At 68.7% G+C, this 18,299-nt stretch carries 15 protein-coding genes; 3 read left to right on the top strand and 12 right to left on the bottom strand.

The window, feature by feature from the left end; translation table 11 throughout:
- Positions 1–42 precede the first annotated feature (42 nt).
- From Drose_RS00605 to Drose_RS00590, 4 genes are read right to left on the bottom strand one after another with little or no spacing between them, the layout of a single operon-like run.
- The gene (locus Drose_RS00605) at positions 43–1,455 is read right to left on the bottom strand and encodes an O-antigen polymerase (protein WP_260726229.1); all 1,413 of its coding nucleotides are present in this window, start codon (positions 1,453–1,455) and stop codon (positions 43–45) included.
- On the bottom strand, positions 1,442–2,527 hold the full coding sequence (locus tag Drose_RS00600) for a glycosyltransferase family 4 protein (protein WP_260726228.1): 1,086 nt from the start codon (positions 2,525–2,527) through the stop codon (positions 1,442–1,444). The genes Drose_RS00605 and Drose_RS00600 overlap by 14 nt, the downstream gene beginning before the upstream one ends.
- 5 nt (positions 2,528–2,532) lie before the next feature.
- Complete coding sequence (locus Drose_RS00595) at positions 2,533–3,363, bottom strand: glycosyltransferase (RefSeq protein ID WP_260726227.1); 831 nt, start codon at positions 3,361–3,363, stop codon at positions 2,533–2,535.
- Positions 3,364–3,387: 24 nt separating this feature from the next.
- Positions 3,388–4,650, bottom strand: coding sequence for a polysaccharide biosynthesis protein (locus Drose_RS00590; RefSeq protein WP_260726226.1), 1,263 nt, complete (start codon positions 4,648–4,650; stop codon positions 3,388–3,390).
- Positions 4,651–4,891: 241 nt separating this feature from the next.
- Between Drose_RS00590 and Drose_RS00585 the strand changes: the two genes are divergently transcribed.
- A complete protein-coding gene (locus tag Drose_RS00585) occupies positions 4,892–5,698 on the top strand; it encodes a YveK family protein (RefSeq protein ID WP_260726225.1) in 807 nt (268 codons plus the stop codon).
- 33 nt (positions 5,699–5,731) lie between these two features.
- Here the strand turns inward: Drose_RS00585 and Drose_RS00580 are convergent, their stop codons facing one another.
- Both Drose_RS00580 and Drose_RS00575 read right to left on the bottom strand, forming a co-directional pair.
- Entirely contained in the window at positions 5,732–6,310 is a 579-nt protein-coding gene (locus tag Drose_RS00580) for a response regulator (protein ID WP_260726224.1), read from the bottom strand.
- A gap of 31 nt (positions 6,311–6,341) precedes the next feature.
- Positions 6,342–10,730, bottom strand: coding sequence for a HAMP domain-containing protein (locus Drose_RS00575; RefSeq protein ID WP_260726223.1), 4,389 nt, complete (start codon positions 10,728–10,730; stop codon positions 6,342–6,344).
- Positions 10,731–10,821: 91 nt separating this feature from the next.
- On the opposite strand from Drose_RS00575, the gene Drose_RS00570 reads away from it, so the two are divergent.
- Entirely contained in the window at positions 10,822–12,789 is a 1,968-nt protein-coding gene (locus Drose_RS00570; RefSeq protein WP_260726222.1) for a SpoIIE family protein phosphatase, read from the top strand.
- Here Drose_RS00570 and Drose_RS00565 read toward each other — a convergent pair.
- The 3 genes from Drose_RS00565 to Drose_RS00555 form a co-directional block, all read right to left on the bottom strand.
- Complete coding sequence (locus tag Drose_RS00565) at positions 12,786–13,238, bottom strand: PH domain-containing protein (RefSeq protein WP_260729555.1); 453 nt, start codon at positions 13,236–13,238, stop codon at positions 12,786–12,788. The genes Drose_RS00570 and Drose_RS00565 overlap by 4 nt on opposite strands.
- 159 nt (positions 13,239–13,397) lie before the next feature.
- A complete protein-coding gene (locus tag Drose_RS00560; RefSeq protein WP_260726221.1) occupies positions 13,398–15,308 on the bottom strand; it encodes a beta-propeller domain-containing protein in 1,911 nt (636 codons plus the stop codon).
- A 4-nt stretch (positions 15,309–15,312) separates the two neighbouring features.
- A complete protein-coding gene (locus Drose_RS00555; RefSeq protein ID WP_260726220.1) occupies positions 15,313–15,801 on the bottom strand; it encodes an Lrp/AsnC family transcriptional regulator in 489 nt (162 codons plus the stop codon).
- 98 nt (positions 15,802–15,899) lie between these two features.
- Here Drose_RS00555 and ddaH point away from each other — a divergent pair, with 98 nt between their 5' ends.
- Positions 15,900–16,685, top strand: coding sequence for a dimethylargininase (gene ddaH, locus Drose_RS00550; protein ID WP_260729554.1), 786 nt, complete (start codon positions 15,900–15,902; stop codon positions 16,683–16,685).
- A 46-nt stretch (positions 16,686–16,731) separates the two neighbouring features.
- On the opposite strand, the gene Drose_RS00545 is transcribed toward ddaH, so the two are convergent.
- The 3 genes from Drose_RS00545 to Drose_RS00535 all read right to left on the bottom strand — a co-directional run bounded on the left by Drose_RS00545 (position 16,732) and on the right by Drose_RS00535 (position 18,153).
- Positions 16,732–17,100 carry a hypothetical protein gene (locus tag Drose_RS00545; RefSeq protein WP_260726219.1) on the bottom strand — a complete coding sequence of 123 codons (369 nt, stop codon included), beginning with the start codon at positions 17,098–17,100 and terminating at the stop codon, positions 16,732–16,734.
- A gap of 178 nt (positions 17,101–17,278) precedes the next feature.
- The gene (locus Drose_RS00540) at positions 17,279–17,527 is read right to left on the bottom strand and encodes a hypothetical protein (protein ID WP_260726218.1); all 249 of its coding nucleotides are present in this window, start codon (positions 17,525–17,527) and stop codon (positions 17,279–17,281) included.
- Between the two features lie 125 nt (positions 17,528–17,652).
- The gene (locus Drose_RS00535) at positions 17,653–18,153 is read right to left on the bottom strand and encodes a hypothetical protein (protein ID WP_260726217.1); all 501 of its coding nucleotides are present in this window, start codon (positions 18,151–18,153) and stop codon (positions 17,653–17,655) included.
- Positions 18,154–18,299: the final 146 nt, after the last annotated feature.

Raw genomic sequence — 18,299 nt, 5'->3', positions numbered from 1 at the left:
GATCGGTACAACACCGTGACGACAGCCAGGCGCGGCTGGACGCTATGAGGCACGACGGGATCTCCCGGTGAGGTACAGGACTATGAGCCCGGGCGCGAGACCGAGCCAGAAGGGCTGGATCGCCGCGTAGAGTTCGTAGATGCCGAACGCGGCGTAGTAGACGACAAAGGCCCGTCCGAGTTGTTGCGCCGGGCCGGTGGAAAATTCGAGCCGCCGGTCGACCATGCCCACCAGCAATCCGAGGAGGGCCAGGTAGATGGCCGCGCCGGCCGGACCGAAGTCGAGCAGCGGGATCGCCACGAACGTCGCCGTGTTCATGTAATACGGCATGCTGAGTTGGGACGTGATCAGGTACAGGTCGGTGTGTCCTACGATGGCCTCGCCCGGCCCGCCGAGGAACTTCACCGAATAGGCGCCATGGCCCGGTGGGACGGCTTGGCGCTGTTCCCAGAGCCGGCCGAAGGTCTCTGTCGACGAACTGAGTGACAGGTCCAGCGAAGCGACACTGGCAGCGACGACATTGTCGCCGTACCGGGCGCGGAACTCGTCCTCGAAGAGACCCTCGCCGGCAAGGGTTCGCTGGCCGCCGAGGACGACAGCGAGAATGATCGCAATGACACCGATCAATGCCACGACGATGGGCGCCCTGACCATCGGCTGCTTGTGGCTCGCCGGTCGGCGGGTGGACAATGCGGCGATCAGTGCGGGAACGATTCCTACAAGTACCGCGTTCTTGCTCGCGCCGAGTGCTGCCCCGAAGACGAACGCCAGACTCAACAGGATGTAGAACCATCGGCCACGTGCATCGCCGCTGACCGCGCGCAGCAGGGCGACAGCCAGACCAACCGTCCATGTCTGTCCTAGCAGCCCGGTGTAAATGTCGTCCTGTTGGCTCATAATCGCGCGGGCCGCGTCCGGGTTGTCGGCGAACACAGGAGGCAGTGTGTTCTGGAATCGCATGATCGCCGAGGCGAGCGCGACGAGGAACACCACTCCGAGGTAGAGGCGAAGCCGCCGCTCGCCAGGCCACACGAGCTGCGGGCGGCGCGTCGAGGCCGGCTGCCCGGCGATGTCGGCGGGTGGTTCGTCGGCCTCGACGATTGGCATGGCCTTCCTGACACGCCGGGCGAGTTGCACCTTCCGCCCCACGGCCCAACCGCCCAGGAAGCATGCGACGAAGACGGCCAGCACTGGAACCACTGCGGGACCCGCCGACGAGTCGTAGGGGCCAGGAAAGATCAGCACCGCGGTGAAGGCGGCCATCCACGCAGCGGCTGTCGCGCTCAGCCACCAGACGTGGGCGCGCGCCGCGAACAACGCGACCGCGGCCAGACTGAGCACCGAGCCGATCTGCGGGTCGAACGTGAACACGATCAAGACTGCGCCGGCCACCATCAGGGCTGCGGCCGGGGTCAACGGCACTCGGTCCGCGGACAGGTCGTCAATTTGCTGCATGAGACACCGACCGGTACAGGTCGGTCCACCGCTCGACAGCGCGGCTGAAGGCAAACTCCTGCTGGTACCACCGGGCGATCGTCAACCGGTCCGCGGTGGGGGCGCCCGGAGAGGCTGCCCTGCGGATCGCGGCCACGATCGAGGCCGGCTGCAGATCTGTGGTGAAGGCGAGCACGTCGTCGGCATGTCGGGTCACTTCGGCGAGACCGCCGACGCCCGAGTGGACGACCGGCACCCCGAGCGACAGCGCCTCCTGGGCGCTCTTGCCGAACGACTCCACGCTCGACGGCACCAGCAGGCAGTCGAGCGTCGGCAGGAACTTCGCCGGGTCGACCTGACCGAGCAGGTCGACGTTGGGCAGCGGCGGAATGACCATCGAGCCGGAACCAGCAATCTTGAACTGTGCGGTAGGAAGGGACCGGGCCACATCGGCGAGAACACCGGCGCCCTTTTCCCGTTCGAGGCGGCCCATAAAACCGATCGTGAGCGGACCAGGACCGGCCGGTACAGGCGCGGACGTCGGTGCAGGCCAGATCGGCGGGAGGGGGTTGGGGATGACCCGGATGTCTTTCACCCGGCCGCGGTCGCGCAGCTCGCTCGCCTCGTACTCCGAGACGGCGACGGTGGTGTGCGGCCGGATCCGGCGCATGGTCAGATCGAGCGTGATATTGGCCTGCACCGCAGCCTTCGCCTTCAGGGTCGGCGCGACATCTCGGTACTGCCAGAGGCTGTTGTGCAGCGTGACGACCAGCGGTGTGCCGTTACGGCCCACGCTGAGCGCTGCGCGGCAGTGCATCGCGGCGGAGAGCAGATGCGAGCAGACGACGTCGGGTCGGAACCCGCGCATCATCTGCCGAATCCCCCGGACGTACTGCAGATCGATGCGGCTGCGCGCACCAAGGTCGCGCCACGGCACGCCGACTTCCCGCAGCGCCGCACCCACCTCGTCGTCCGGGGTGCATGCCACAACATCGATGCCGGTCGTGATGAGTGCCGGCAACATGTCTATGAGGAAGTGTTCGGCGCCACCGAACTGACGGCGGCCCGATCCTCCCGTGGTGCACACGACCATGACCTTCATGGCGTGCGTAGCCCCTCGATCGCGCCTTGCGCGATGGCTTTGCGTACAGAGGTCCGTGCGACGGCCGCACGTACGACAGTTCCGGCCGCGTAGGCCGTGGTGGCGACCTTGCCACGGCGGCCGCCTTGGACCCGGCTCGCACGGATGAACTCCCGAGTCTGCCGACGGGAGATCTCTTCACGGCTCCACACCCGTTTGGAAGTGGTGTCATTCTCGTGAACGATGACAGCCTCGCGCACGAACGCCAGATCGAGGCCCAGTTGCCGAACCGCCCAACACAGACGCAGATCCTCGGAGTAGAAGAACGCCGATTCGTCGACCCCGCCGATCGCGTCGAGCGTCTCACGGCGGATCGCGACAAACGGCCCGGAGAGCCAGTCGGCCTTGTCCGGCGTGGTATTGATCCGCAGACGCTCGAAGAGCACTCCGAGCCCGGTGGCGTGGCCGAGGCCGACCCGCACGGAGAGGAAACGACCTGCGTCGGTGCCCTCCGAGCCGTCGCTGTTGCGGACGCTCGGGAACGCCGCGCCGATCTTCGGGTCACGCAGAGCGTCAACGAGCATTGTTACAGCGCCGTCCATCGCGACCACGTCGTTGTTGGCAAGGATGACGTTCGAGCGGGTCGAGTGCCGCACGCCGAGGTTCATCCCCTTCGAGTAACCCAGGTTCTCCTCGGAGCGGATGTATCGGGCCTCCGTCGCGGCACACATCGCGCGGAGCGCGTCGCTCACCTCCGGCCTGCTGCCGTTGTCGACGACGATGATTTCCGCATTGGACGGCATCGATTGCACACAGGCCGTGGTCCGCTCATGGTCTTCCCACGTCAAGACGATAATTGAGGTGTCCATCGGTTATGCCATCCCATGAGCTAGTAAGGTCTGACGCTTACGTTTCTTCAAGCTGACAAAAGATCCATACGCATGGACGGCGTACGCGAACGACGAGGCCGCCGCCGCCCCGACCGCGCCGATCCACGGGATAAGGATGACGTAGCTGGGAACCGCGACAGCAAGGGCGATCAGCGCCACGTTGGTGGTCGCCTGCTCGCCGCCCTGCTTGAGCAGCGCCGCGCTCCACGCCTTGCCGAGAGCCACCGCCACCGCGCCGGGCAGCAGGATCATGCCGAGGAGCGCGGCCTGACTGTAGTCAGGCTTGAGCAAACCCAACGCCGCCAGGCCGACGACGGCCAGCACGCCGAGCGTCAGTGTGGCCTTCACGATCGGAGCTGCCTTCACAACCGGAGTTGCTGCCGCCTGCTCGTCGGTGTTCCCCCGATCGGCGAGGATCTTCTGTGCGGTGATCACGGCACTGGACTGAGCGAACTCAAGAGCCGCGACCGCGAGCGCGTAGACACCGAGCGGGCCGGCGCCGGCGAACCGAGCCAGGATGATCTGGTTGAGTCGGAAGGTGAACATCTGCGCAGCGATGCCGACGTGCAGCTTGCCGATCGCGGTCAAATCCTTCGTGCGCCCGGCTGCGGAGTAGTCGGCGGCCGGTTGACCGTCGGGACCGAGACCGAACCCGCGGGCACGCCGAAGCACGGGGATCACGAGCGTGATCGCAGCCAAGACCTGTGACGCGAGCCAGGCATCGCTCCACTGGTCACCACTACGGTTACCCGCGAGGTACAGTGCCGCATAACCCGCAATCAGTACAGCACCGCCGAGTGAGCGCATCGCGTACACATAGGCGAATCGCTCGATCCGCAGCATCAGGGATGCGCAGGCGTTGAAAACCGTCAACGCCGCAGCACCGCACACGGCGATGGAATAGCTGCCGATCCCGCCTGCGGCGGTCAGTGCGACCGCGACTCCCGACGAGGCCAACACGCACCCGACGAGTATGAGCAGGATCCACCAGCGGCCGCGGTTGACCACCCATCCTGACGGCCGGGAGAGCAGAAAGGTGTCGACCGAGAACCCGCCGATCGAAGCACCGAGCGTGGCGCTGACGATCGATGCGGCGAGGTCACCGCGCTCGCCCGCGGGCAGCACAACTGTGCCGAGAGAACCGAGCCCTGTCAGCGCCAGCGATACCATATAGAGCTGCGTGGGCCGGACGAGCATCTGAGCGTACTTCAGCAAAGTGCCATGCCCCCGACCGTCGATACGCACGGTATGCAAGGTACGCACGGTACGTGGCGATTTGGCCGCTGATGTATGGTTCCCATCTTTGCTGTCCCCCGTACTCGCGTGACGGATCTTTGTACAGGACCATTCGCTGGTTCGGCAAGAGGCGAACGGGCGGCAATTGGATATAAGTTGAAGTTTTCCGATTGGTAGATGAGGTGCTGACTCGGCTACCAATGACCTGTAACATGTCTCGGTCTTGCGTCCTGTCCGGAGCTGGAGTCCAATGCACGGCACCCTGTATGCGCGTTCGGCGATTCAGCATTGGCGCAGCGTGACCGTGCTGTTCGTGCTCGGCGCGTCGCTCATCGGTCTGGCAGCCGCGCAGCGCGAGCCAGAGTTCCGGTCGCACGTTCAGCTCATGGCTAGGTTCACCAAGGTCGCGCGGGTATCGATCGCCCGGATCTCACCGGCAACGCCGCCGCAGTCCCCCGCGAACCCCACTCCCACGCTGGATCTCACGTCGGCGGTCTCGGTCGCGAAGTTGCTCGGCGTCGATGAACGGCTCATTGAGTCGCGAGTGCGGACATATGCGCAGAAAACGACCGGCGTTGGGATTCCCGCAGCCGTGCGGAATTCGTTGCGACTGCCCTATTCCGCCGACGAAGTCCGCTCCCGTATCGCCGCCTCGTCGCCGCTGAACACCACGCTCATCGACATTGTTGTGCGTGATACCGACCGCACACGGGCAGTCGCCGTCAGCGCCGCGGTCGCAGCCGAGCTGATCAAACTGGCCGACGAGGAGAAGTTGCCGGACGGCGAGGAGGAGTCACTCAAGCTGCGGCTGACGGTCTCGGAGGCGCCTTACGAGCCTGCGAGCTCCGTGGCCGTGCCGGGGTTGCGCCTCCTCATCAGCGGGTCCCTCGGCGGATTGGCTTTCAGTGTCGGGCTGGCGACTCTGCGTGTGTTGCTCCGCAGACGCCATCAGACCCTGCGCGACTGGGTGGGCAACGGTTGGCGCAGCCAGATGGCGAGAACCAGGTCGTTTGCGCGCCTGGCGAGTGAGCGCTTCTGGGGCCCTGGCTGGCGCTGATCGTCGGTTGACCGCCGGGTTGACTCGTTGCTGCTAGAGGCGGGCTCTCGCCTTCGCCAATGCGACCATGGCCTTCTCGACCTGCGCCCGGCCCAGCTCACCGTCGGCGGCGAGCGCCCCCTTGAGCAGGGCCGTCGCCTCGTCGACCGCCGCCCCTGCGGCCCGCAGCTCGGTATCCCGGGCGCGCACCTGCTCGGACTGGGCCGCCAGTTGCTGGGTCATCGTCCAGAGCTCGACAAAAACGGAGACTTTCGCACGCAGCACCCACGGGTCGAAGGGCTTCGTCAAATAGTCCACCGCGCCCGCGGCGTAACCGCGCAACGCCAGGTGGGAGTCGCGGTCGGCGGCGGTCAGGAAGATGATCGGCACGTGGCGGGTCCGCTCGCGGCGCTTGATGTGCTGTGCCGTCTCGAAGCCGTCCATCGTGGGCATCTGGGCGTCGAGCAGGATCAGGGCGAAGTCCTCCACCAGCAGGTGCTTGAGCGCCTCTTCACCGCTCTCGGCGCTGACCGGCTGGACCGGCAGACCCTGGAGGATCGCCTCCAGGGCAAGCAAATTGTCCCGTCGATCATCGACGAGCAGCACCTTTGCCACACGGTCCGGGCCTGTCAAGAACGGCCCCCCTTCCACGAATCACACAAAACTACACCGCCCTGCCCTCGCCGTTGACCCACGCCGCCATCACGTCCAGCAGTTCGTCGAGGTCGACCGGCTTGGTGATGTAGTCGCTCGCCCCGGCCGCCAGCGACGACTCCCGATCGCCCGGCATGGCCTTGGCGGTCAGGAAGACGACCGGCAGGTCGGCGAAACGACGGTTCCGGCGGATCGCCCTGGTCGTCTCGTTGCCGTCCAGGTCGGGCATCATCGCGTCCATCAGCACGATGTCGACGTTCGGGTGCTCGGAGAGGATACGCACACCGTCGGCGCCGTTGTCCGCGTACAGCACCGTCATGCCATGCAGCTCGAGCGCACTGGTCAGCGCGAAGACGTTGCGGACGTCGTCGTCGACGATCAGCACCGTGGCGCCGTCGAGCTGGTGGGCGGCCGCGGTGGGGCGGTGCTCCTGGCTCGGCAGCGGACGCAGCATCGCCGGGCCGGGCGGCAGGCTGCGGGTCGGCGAGGTCACCGACGGCGCCGGGATCGCGTGGACGGTCGGCGTGACCTCGGTGGCGATGACGTCCGGCAGGTACAGCGTGAACGTCGCCCCACGACCCAGCTCCGACGTCACGCCGATCGCGCCCCCGAGGAGCCGGGCCAGCTCACGGCTGATCGACAGGCCGAGGCCGGTGCCGCCGTACTTGCGGCTGGTCGTGCCGTCCGCCTGCTGAAACGCCTCGAAGATGAGCGCCGCCTTGTCGTCGGAGATGCCGATCCCGGTGTCGTTGACGGCGAAGGCGATCACGCGCCGTGCGCCGGCGAGGGTCGGCGAGTTGAAGTCCATCTCGGGCGGCGCGACGCCGATCGACAGCGTCACGGATCCGTGGTCGGTGAACTTCACCGCGTTTGACACCAGGTTGCGCAGGATCTGCTGGAGCCGCTGCGGGTCGGTGACGATCGCCGGCGGCAGCGCGGTGTCGGTGCGCACGTTGAAGTCGAGTCCCTTGTCCTCCGCCTGTGGGGCGAAGGCCTGCTCGACGTATGCGCAGATCTCGTCGAACGACACCTCACCGGGCTCGACGTCCATGCGTCCAGCCTCGATCTTCGACAGGTCGAGAATGTCGTCGATCAGCGCCAGCAGGTCGGAGCCGGCGTTGTGGATCGTCGCCGCGAACTCGATCTGCTTGGCGGTGAGGTTGTCGTCGGAGTTGTCCGCCAGCAGTCGGGAGAGCAGCAGCATCGAGTTGAGCGGCGTGCGCAGCTCGTGGCTCATGTTGGCGAGGAACTCCGACTTGTACTGCGACGCCTGCGCCAACTGCTGCGCCTTCTCCTCCAGGCCGAGGCGGGCCATCTCGATCTCGCGGTTCTGCTTCTCGATGTTGCCCTTCTGCTCCGACAGCAGCGTCGCCTTCTCCTCCAGCTCGGCGTTGGTGCGCTGGAGCTCCGCCGACTGGTCCTGCAGCTCCAGGGCCAGCCGCTGGGACTGCGACAGCAGCTCCTCGGTGCGCCGGTTGGCGAGGATCGTCTTGAGCGCCACGCCGATGGTCACCACGAGCCGGTCGAGGAACGCGAGGTGGAGCTCGGAGAACGGCGAGACGCTCGCGAACTCGATGACCCCCAGCGGCTCGCCCTCGAACAGCACCGGCAGCACGACGAGGTCGGCAGGCGGGGTGGCGGCGAGGCCGGAGCGGACCTTGAGCCGGTCGTCCGGCGGCGCGCTCACCCGGATCGCACGGCGGGACAGCGACGCCTGGCCGATGAGCCCCTCGCCGGGAGCGAAGGAGACCTCGGTGCCGGGTGCCATGTAGCCGTACGACGCCTCGAGCCGCAGTCGCAGACCGGAGACCGCATCGGTGCCGGTCAGGAAGAACGCGCCGATCTGCGCGTCGACCAGCGGCGTGACCTCGGCCATGATCATGCGGCAGACCTCGCCGAGGTCGCGCTGACCCTGCAGCAGGCCGCCGACGCGGGCCAGGTTGGAGTCCAGCCAGCCCTGCTCGGCGTTCTTCTTCGTGGTCTCGCGCAGGGTGACGATCATCTGGTTGATGTTGTCCTTGAGCTCGGCGACCTCGCCGAGCGCCTCGACCGCGATCCGCTGGGTCAGGTCGCCGCGGGTCACCGCCGTGGACACCTGCGAGATGGCGCGTAGCTGGGTGGTCAGCGTGGAGGCGAGCTGGTTGACGTTCTCGGTGAGGTCGCGCCAGGTGCCGGAGACGCCGCGCACCTGGGCCTGACCGCCCAGCTTGCCTTCGGAGCCGACCTCGCGGGCCACCCGGGTCACCTCGTCGGCGAACGACGATAGCTGGTCGACCATCGTGTTGACGGTGTTCTTCAGCTCCAGGATCTCGCCGTGCGCGTCGACCGTGATCTTCTGCGAGAGGTCACCGCGGGCCACGGCGGTGGTGACCTGGGCGATGTTGCGGACCTGGCTGGTCAGGTTGGACGCCATCGAGTTGACGTTGTCGGTGAGATCGCGCCAGGTGCCCGAGACGCCCTTGACCTGGGCCTGACCGCCCAGCTTGCCTTCGGTGCCGACCTCACGCGCCACCCGCGTGACCTCGTCGGCGAACGACGACAACTGATCCACCATCGTGTTCACCGTCGACTTCAGGGCCAGGATCTCGCCCTGCGCGTCGACCGTGATCTTCTGCGACAGGTCACCACGCGCCACCGCCGTGGACACCTGGGAGATGTTGCGGACCTGGGCCGTCAGGTTGGAGGCCATGAAGTTCACGTTGTCCGTCAGGTCCCGCCAGGTCCCGGCGACGCCGCGCACCTGGGCCTGACCGCCCAGCTTGCCCTCCGTGCCGACCTCACGCGCCACCCGCGTGACCTCGTCGGCGAACGACGACAACTGATCCACCATCGTGTTCACCGTCGACTTCAGCTCGAGAATCTCACCCCGCGCGTCGACCGTGATCTTCTGCGACAGGTCACCACGCGCCACCGCCGTGGACACCTGCGCGATGTTACGAACCTGGCTGGTCAGGTTCGACGCCATGAAGTTCACGTTGTCCGTCAGGTCCCGCCAGGTCCCGGCCACACCCGTGACCTGCGCCTGACCGCCCAATTTGCCTTCGGTGCCGACCTCACGCGCCACCCGGGTCACCTCGTCGGCGAACGACGACAACTGATCCACCATCGTGTTCACCGTCGACTTCAGCTCGAGAATCTCACCCCGCGCGTCGACCGTGATCTTCTGCGACAGGTCACCACGCGCCACCGCCGTCGCGACCTGGGCGATGTTACGAACCTGGCTGGTCAGGTTCGACGCCATGAAGTTCACGTTGTCCGTCAGGTCCCGCCAGGTCCCGGCCACACCCGTGACCTGCGCCTGACCGCCCAGCTTGCCCTCCGTGCCGACCTCACGCGCCACCCGGGTCACCTCGTCGGCGAACGACGACAACTGATCCACCATCGTGTTGACGGTGTCCTTCAGCTCGAGGATCTCGCCCTGCGCCGCCACGGTGATCTTCTGCGACAGGTCACCGCGGGCCACCGCCGTCGCGACCTGGGAGATGTTGCGGACCTGACCGGTCAGGTTCGACGCCATCGAGTTGACGTTGTCGGTGAGGTCCTTCCAGGTGCCGGCCACGCCGGGCACGTCCGCCTGGCCGCCCAGCTTGCCCTCCGTGCCGACCTCACGCGCCACCCGGGTCACCTGCTCGGCGAAGACCCGCAGCGTGTCGACCAACGAGTTGATCGTCTCGGACAGCTCGGCGATCTCGCCCTTGGCGCTCACCGTGATCTTCTGCGACAGGTCACCGCGGGCCACCGCCGTCGCCGCCGACGAGATCGAGCGGACCTGGCCGGTGAGGTTGGCCGCCATCGAGTTCACCGAGTCGGTGAGGTCCCGCCAGGTCCCGGCCACACCCGTGACCTGCGCCTGACCGCCCAGCTTGCCTTCGGTGCCGACCTCACGCGCCACCCGCGTGACCTCGTCGGCGAACGACGACAACTGATCCACCATCGTGTTCACCGTGCGACCGATGGTGAGAAATTCACCACGCAGCGGCCGGCCGTCGATCTCCAGCGCCAGGTGCTGCGTGAGGTCGCCCTCGGCGACGGCGACGATCACGCGGGCGATCTCGGTGGTCGGGCGGCCCAGGTCGTCGATGAGGGAGTTGACCGCGTGGATGCGGTCGAGCCAGGCACCCTCGAAGCCCTCTTCGTCGAGCCGCTCGGTCATCCGGCCCTCGCGGCCGACGACGCGGCTGATGCGCAGCAGCTCACGGGTGTGGCGAAGCTTCATCTCCGCCAGCCGGTTGAACCGCTCGACCACCTCACCGGGGAGCCCGTCGCGCCGGTTGAGCCGGATCGTCAGGTCGCCGACCGCCAGGCGGTCGAGCGCGTCGGAGAGCTCCTGCAGCAGCAGCGTCTCGGGTGAGGAGGGTGCGGAAGCACTCGGCTGGGCGGCCTCATCGACTCTGGTCATGTCGTCTCCACCGGTTCTCGGGGGCAGGCGGCCCACCCATCGTCTTCCGTCAGCTTGGATTGTTACCACCGTTCAGTGGAGACTGCGAGGTGTGACAGCCCAGACCGTCCGGAGGCTCCGGCTACCGGCCGACCATAGCTCTCCCGGTCTGGCGCGCGCAGCGATCCGGACAATCGCGCACGAACGGGACTTGAGTGCGGTTCTCGACGAGGCGCTGCTGCTGGTCACCGAGCTCACCACGAACAGCGTCGTGCACGCCGGCACCGAGGTCGACCTGGAGATCACCGCAACCGAAACATCGCTGACGGTAGCGGTGCTCGACTTCCAGCCCGGACAGCTCAGCGTGCAGGCCGACACCGACACCGGCCCCGAGCTGGCCGAGCGCGGGCGCGGCCTGCTGCTCGTCGACCAGCTCGCCACCGCGTGGGGCACGCTGCAATTCACCGGCGGTAAGGGGGTCTGGTTCCGCCTCGACCGGCCGGCCATCCCGCCGGGCCCGTTCACCCCGCCGACGTTCGAGCTGCCGTCGGCGCAGGCGGCGCCCAGCCCGGAGCGGCTCGCCGAGCTGGCCGGGCCGAGCGCCGGCGCGACCCTCACCGAGGCGGCCGAGGACCTGCTCCAGCGGTTGTGTGAGGTCAGCGGCGCGACCGGGGCAGCGCTGACCGTCGACGAGGGCGACGGCCCGCACACGGTCGCCGCGGTGGGCCGGCTCACCGGTTCGACGGACGGCGGACGGCGGGTGCCGTTGCAGCTCACCCGGCCGTGGCGGGCCGAGCTGCTGGTCTCCGGCGCCGGCGGCAACCCGTACGGGCGGCCGCTGGTCGCCCTGGCCGCCGACAAGCTGACGCTGATGGTCGAGAACTACCGGTTGCGCCGCGCCGACTCCGAGCGGCGCACCTGGCTGACGTTCCTCGCCGACGCCAGCGAGCTGCTCGCCCAATCGCTCGACGTCGAGCTGACCCTCGCGCTGATCCCGCGCCTGGTCGTCCCGCGGCTCGGTGTGTGGTGCGCGATCCACACCGCGGACGCGGGCGGCGAGCTGCACCTGGCCGCGGCCACGCACGCCGACGAGACGATGCTCACCGACCTGCTCGACTCCCTGGCCCAGGCCACGCCGCAGCTCAAGGAGGCGATGGGGACCGACGCGGTCGTACCGCTCGGCCTGCCCCTGGAGGGATACGTCGTCGCGCTGATCGCCCGCGGTCAGCACCTCGGCACACTGACCGTCGGCGGCGGGCGGGACACCTGGCAGCGGACCGAGGAGGTGGCGGTGGTCGAGGACGTCGCCCGCCGGGCCGCCCTGGCCCTCGACAACGCCAACATCCACGCCGAGCGGCGCAACATCGCCCAGGCGCTCCAGCGCTCGCTGCTGCCGCCCCAGCTCCCGAAGGCCGAAGGCGTGGAGTTCGGCGCCGAATACGTGCCGACCGGCGAAGGCGTCGACGTCGGCGGCGACTTCTACGACGTGGTACCGCTCTCCAGCCGCCGCTGGCTGGTGGTCGTCGGTGACGTGTCCGGCAAGGGCGTGCAGGCGGCGACCGTCACCGGCCTGGTGCGTGACGTGACCCGGGTTCTCGTCCGCGACGGCCGGCCGCTGCCGGAGACACTGGTCCGGCTCAACGAAACTCTGCTGGAGCGGGGCGCCGGCCGCTTCTGCACGCTCTGCCTGGCGCTGGTCATGCGCCGCCAGGACGGCACGCTCGACGTGACCCTGCACCTGGCCGGCCACGACCAACCCGTGCTGGTGCGCGCCGACGGGGAGACGGAGCTGGTCGGCACGTGCGGCACGGCACTCGGCCTGCTGGACGTGATCAACACGCCGCGCACGCGGGTCATCCTCGACCCCGGCGACACGCTGGTCTTCTACACCGACGGTGTCACCGAGCGCCGCCGCGGCCCCAGCCTCTTCGGCGTCGCCCGGCTGCGCGAGGAGGCCGGCGTGCTGGCCGGCTTCCCCGCCGACGTGGTGGTGGCGCGCCTGCGCGCCCGCACGCTGAGCTACTCGCAGGAGCCGCCACGCGATGACATCGCCATCTTCGCGGTGCGCAACGACGCCTAGCGCCGAGTGCGGATGCGCTGGAGTTCGTCGGCGACGTCGCCGGGGCGGGCGTTCAGGTCGTACGTGCTGAGCAGGTGCAGGTGGTCGCCGGTGTCGATCTCCAGCAGCTCGGTCCGCAACCCCGCCCGGGTCCGTGAGTCGACCCGGATCCGCTCGATCTGTCCCCAGTCGAGCCGGCGGCGACCCGCATAGCCACTGACCACCGTGACCCCGTGCGGATCAGCGGCCAGCCGGACCGGTGCCAGCAGGTCCCGCAGGGCATACCCCCCGGCGACTACCGCGGCCACGATCGCGGCGGTCAACGCCCGCGAGTCGTCGGCGAGGAACACCGCCACCCCGACGAGCACGACGGTCACCGCGCACTTCACCGCGGTGAACCCCGGCGACACCCGCCAGGCAGCGCTCGTCGCCGACGGCGCCGACGGCTCGGACCAGGCTCCGCTGCGCATACCCACCCGCACAGCATGCACCCGACGCCCTCCCCACCCCCACCCCCTTCCGTTGATCTTGCAGTTGTGGTGCCCCCCAAACCCGGACATTCAGGGAGTGTCAAGGCACCACAACTGCAAGATCAACGGGCTATGTTTCGCGGCAGCACCTCGAATGGCTCAGAGCGGCAGCCAGGCCTGCTCCGCGAGGGTCGCCGCGTCGTTGGCCTTGAGGCCCTGATCCGACAGTGTCCACAGAGTGCCGTCGATGATCAGTGACCGGCGGATCATCGCGTATTGCCCGGGATGACCGATCATGCCCGACTGGGTGATCGCCTTGTCGCTGACCGACAGCACGAGCGCACCCTGCCGCGACCGCTCGTTCACCGGTACGACCAGCAACCCCGTCGCCGGCCAGTACAGGAACGCGTGCGGATCGAACTCCGCCTCCGAGTAACCGCCCGGCACCTGGTGCTGCGCCAGCCGGGCCGGCTTGGCCGGGTCGCGCACGTCGAACAGCGAGATCTGGGTGCCCTGGACGCGGCCCTGCTCGGTGGCCTCCTGACCGAGGCCGATGAGCCGGCCCGCGCCGGCCGGGTGCAGGTACGCCGAATAGCCCGTGATCTTCAGTTCGCCCACCACCCGCGGGGCCGCCGGGTCGGCGAGGTCGAGCGTGTAGAGCGGGTCGGTTCGGCGGAATGTCACCACGTAGCCGGTGGTGCCGATGAACCGCACCGAGTAGATCCGCTCGCCCTTGCCGAGGCCGCCGACGTGCCCGGTCTCCGCGAGCCGCCCGCCGTCCTGCTTGAGCACGTAGACGGTGGACACGGTGGAGGTCGTCTGCCGGTCGGCGCCGACGGCGTCGGTGGTCGCGACGCGCAGGTGGCCGTCCCATTCGGACATCGAGTACTGGTTGAGCAGCCAGCCGGGGACCTCGCCGGACGCGACGTACCGCGGCTTCCCGGCGCCACTGATGTCGAACTTGAACAACTGGGTGCGCGGCGGCTCCACCGCCGTCCTCCGCTTCGCCGCTGTCGTCTGGTCCATCGCGCGGAACACCCGCCAGCGCTGGTCGTTGCCGACGTACAGGCTGGGGCCGTTGGCGTAGACGGTGTCGCCGTCGGCGACGACCGTGACCGGGGCGCCGGAGCCCAGCGCCGGCCCGCCGAGATCGAACGTCAGGACGGTCAGCATGGCGGTGCCCGAGTAGCGCTCGGGGCGGCTCACCGCGGTGCAGTCGACCTTGCCGCCGGTACGCTTGCCGCCCGCGTCCTCCGCGGTCCAGCGCGGCAGCCAGTCCTCCAGCGGGGCCGCGGCGATCGCCTTGCGGTTGGCCGCGATCCGGGCCTCGTCGGTGCCCATCGCCGAGGTGTCGGGGAATCCCAGGCGGGGCGCCGAGCGCACCACCACCCGTGCGGTGCTGCCGATCTGCCGGGCGTCGACCAACGCGCCGTCGGTCGTGAACCTGCCGATCACCTTCGGCGCACCGGCGATGTCGACCAGGGTCGCCGTCGGGCCGGCGACATGTGACGCGTCGTTGTCCAGCCGGGCCTCGTAGTTGTAGCCGAGGACCAGCGCCCGGTCGCCGGCCAGCAGCAGGCTGCTCGCCATGATCGCGGGCCTGCCCCGGTCCGCCGCGCCGCCGAGGCTGAGCTCGCCGGTCACCTTCCGGGCGGCCGCGTCGACGACCTTCAGCACGCCGTTGCCGGCCAGCGTCACGATCCGCTTGCCGTCGGTCTTGACCACGTCGGGCTCGTCGACGCCGGCCTCATGCGTGTTGGTGCCGGAGAACGTGGTGCCCGCGCCGGGGGCCCCCTTCGGCGCCGCGCCACCCGCGGTGCGGGCGGAGTCCTCGACGGCACCGCCGTTCATCGTCCGGATGCCGCCGGGGGCGTTGTTCAGGCCCCAAGGCCCGACGGCCTCCTGCGCCGCGGTCCGCAGACCGGCGAGCAGGTCGTCGCAGGACTCGAACGCGACCAGGCGCAGCGCGGGCGCCGGTGCCGCCGGGGACCGGGCGGGGCGCGGCTTGTCGGCCGTACAACCGGAAAGGCAGACGCACAGGGCACCGAGCGTGGCAAGGGCGCGCTTCATAGCCCTATGACGTGACCGGCACACCTCCGGTTCCCGGCTTTTCGTCAACCCGCGGTGCGAGGGTCTCCACCAGGCGACTGAGCACGATCATGCTCCGGGTCGAGGTGACGAACGGCTCGGCGCGCAGTCGCTCGAGGGCCTGCTCCAGGCCGGCCATGTCGACGGCGCGCAGGTGCACCAGGGCATCGGCCTCACCCGAGATGGTGTACGCGCCGACCACCGCCGGGTGGCGCTTCGCCGCCGCGCGCAGTTGCTCCGGTGAGGTGCGGCCGGTGCAGAAGAGCTCGACGAACGCCTCTGTCGTCCAGCCCACCGCATCCGGGTCGATCAGCGCCGTATAGCCGCGGATCACTCCGCTCGATCGGAGCCGGTCGACGCGGCGTTTCACGGCCGGGGCCGACAGCGCGACCTGGATGCCGATCTCTGCATACGATGAACGGGCGTCATCCTGTAGGAGTGCAATGATTCGCTGGTCGATCGGGTCGAGGCGCAACAAATCCCTCCTTGAAAGCAAGCATTCTCGCTGTTTTGTGTGACACCGGAACCCTAGCGTTTGATCTCGTGACGACCCAGCGCGAGCGCACCTATCTGATGTCGCCACCCGAGCACTTCGTGGTGGAATACGCGATCAACCCTTGGATGGACACCACGACGCCGGTCGACACCGAGCTGGCCGTCAAACAGTGGGAAGGCCTCCGCGAGACGCTGACGCGGCTCGGCCACACCGTGCACGTCCTGACGCCCGAGATCGGCCTGCCCGACATGGTGTACGCCGCCAACGGAGCATTCTCGGTCGACGGCGTGGTCTACGGCGCACGGTTCCGGTATCCGCAGCGCATGGCCGAGGCGGCGGCACACAAGCGGTTCTACGCCGAGTTGGGCTGGAAGTACGCCACCCCGGTCGAGACCAACGAGGGCGAGGGTGACTTCACCTACCTGCCGTCCTACCTCGGCGGTGTGGTGCTCGCCGGCCACGGCTTCCGCACGGAGGCGGCCGCGCACTCGGAGGCCCAGGAGGCACTCGGCCGGCCGGTGATCTCGCTGCGGCTGGTGGACCCGCGGTTCTACCACCTCGACGTGGCGCTGGCCCCACTGGACGACTCGACCATCGCCTACTACCCGGAGGCGTTCTCGGAGTCGACGCGGGCCGTCCTGCGCCAACTGTTCCCCGACGCGGTCATCGCCGACGAGGAGGACGCCCTGGCGTTCGGGCTCAACCTGGTGTCCGACGGCCGCAACGTCGTGCTGAACACCGAGGCCACGGCGTTCGCGGCGAAGCTTCGCTCGGCCGGCTACGTCCCGGTGCCGGTGGAGCTGACGGAGCTGAAGAAGGGCGGCGGCAGCGTGAAGTGCTGCGTCGCCGAACTGCGCCCTTAGGAAGACGCGGCGCCGGCGCCCCGTTCGGCGCCGGCGCCCGTTCCGATCAGGACGACGTCGGAGAGCCTGACGCGCCCGAGTGGACGAACACCACCTGCGCCGTGTATGTGGCCGCGCCAGGTGATGGCGAACCCGGTGGAGATGCGGCAGCCCCGGTCACCTTGCCGGCGATCACGAGCTGGGCACCCGCCTGCAGCGCGCCGGGCTGCAGCGTGTGCCGCTTGTCGTAGACCTTCAGGTTGCTGCCGAGCTGCCACGTGCGCGTGAACCCGTCGGCTGAGCGGACCGTCACCGACGACTGGGTCAACTGTGTGGCATCACCGTTCTGCATCGCCACCCGGACCGGTCCGTTCTTGGTCTGCAGGACGCCCTCACCGTGGTAGACATCGGCGAACATGTCCTCGTGGGCTCCCATGCCGCCGCCAGGACCAGGTGTGGTCTCGGTCGGCGCGGGCGCCGTGGGTGTCGGGGTGGGCTGCGCTTCCGCAACTGTCGGTAGCCCGCCGACGACCACCAGTGCCGCAGAGCTAACCAGTAAGCCTATCCGCGAGCGTCTCATGGGGTACCTCCTCGGAATCGGGCGAATTGGCCCTCTACCTCGGATCCCGCGCGGCAAACCTGACATAAGGAGTGCCAAGTGCCCGGTACGCGTCGCCCGGCCGCTCGTGGCCGTCCGTCGAATGGCCGAGGGCACCATACGGGTCCTGGCACATCAGGACGTGCGACGCCTGCGCGGCGAGCGCGGCCACCGGCCAGAACAGCAGGTGGACGAGCAGGCCGATGACCTTGATCGTCACCACGCCACCGACGCCACGGTCGATGTACTCGTGCCGGTACCCCAATGCCGGAACGGCGGGGGTGTTCGGAGGATGGTTGAATCCGCCCGATAGGGATATATGTTGACCGATCGGTCCACCTCTTGCTCGTCACAGCCAGCGCCCGCGCGAGGTGGACCGATCGCCCCAGGTCACGCGAGCCGCAGCTCCGGCAGCGGCGCCTTGACCGCCGTTGCGACCGGCGCCGCGACGGCCGGCTGGACCACGCCCCACGGCGTGCGGAAGGCCTGCTTGAGCGCCTCGTCGAGGCGCCACATCTCGGCCGCGCCGGCGAGCCGCACCCAGAAGTTCTCCCGCACGCCGTCGATCGCGGTCAGCCCGAGCTGAACCCCCGCACGCCCGGGCTCGGGGGTCCAAGTCACGTCGGCGACCTGGTGGAGTTCAGCGTTGAGGTGCAGGGAGACGCGGCGCAGGACCGCGGACTCGCTCGTCACGACGAGCCGGTTGCGGGTGAGCATGAACACGTTGCGGCGGTGCTGGCGGGACTGGCACAGCGCGGCGATCGCGACCTCGTCCCGGTCACCGGCACAGCCGCGCAGGACCTGGGCATGACGGGCAACAGTGATGGTGGGCAGCTTGCCGAGGGCGGTGGCGGTGAGGAAGGTCTTCGTGAAGCTGTCCAGCGCGTCCATACCGTACGCAACGACGGTCCTGTCCGACCGACACGCCTTGCTCGCATCGGCCTTGCAGCCGTAGTGCGGTGACACTCCCACGATGTCCGGTTCGTTCACCACCACGGTCGCAAGACCGGCGCACGTCGGGTGCGACGCCGACGCAC

Source organism: Dactylosporangium roseum (genome assembly GCF_025264685.1).
GTDB lineage: Bacteria > Actinomycetota > Actinomycetes > Mycobacteriales > Micromonosporaceae > Dactylosporangium > Dactylosporangium roseum.
This window is presented reverse-complemented; position numbering and strand designations above follow the sequence as displayed.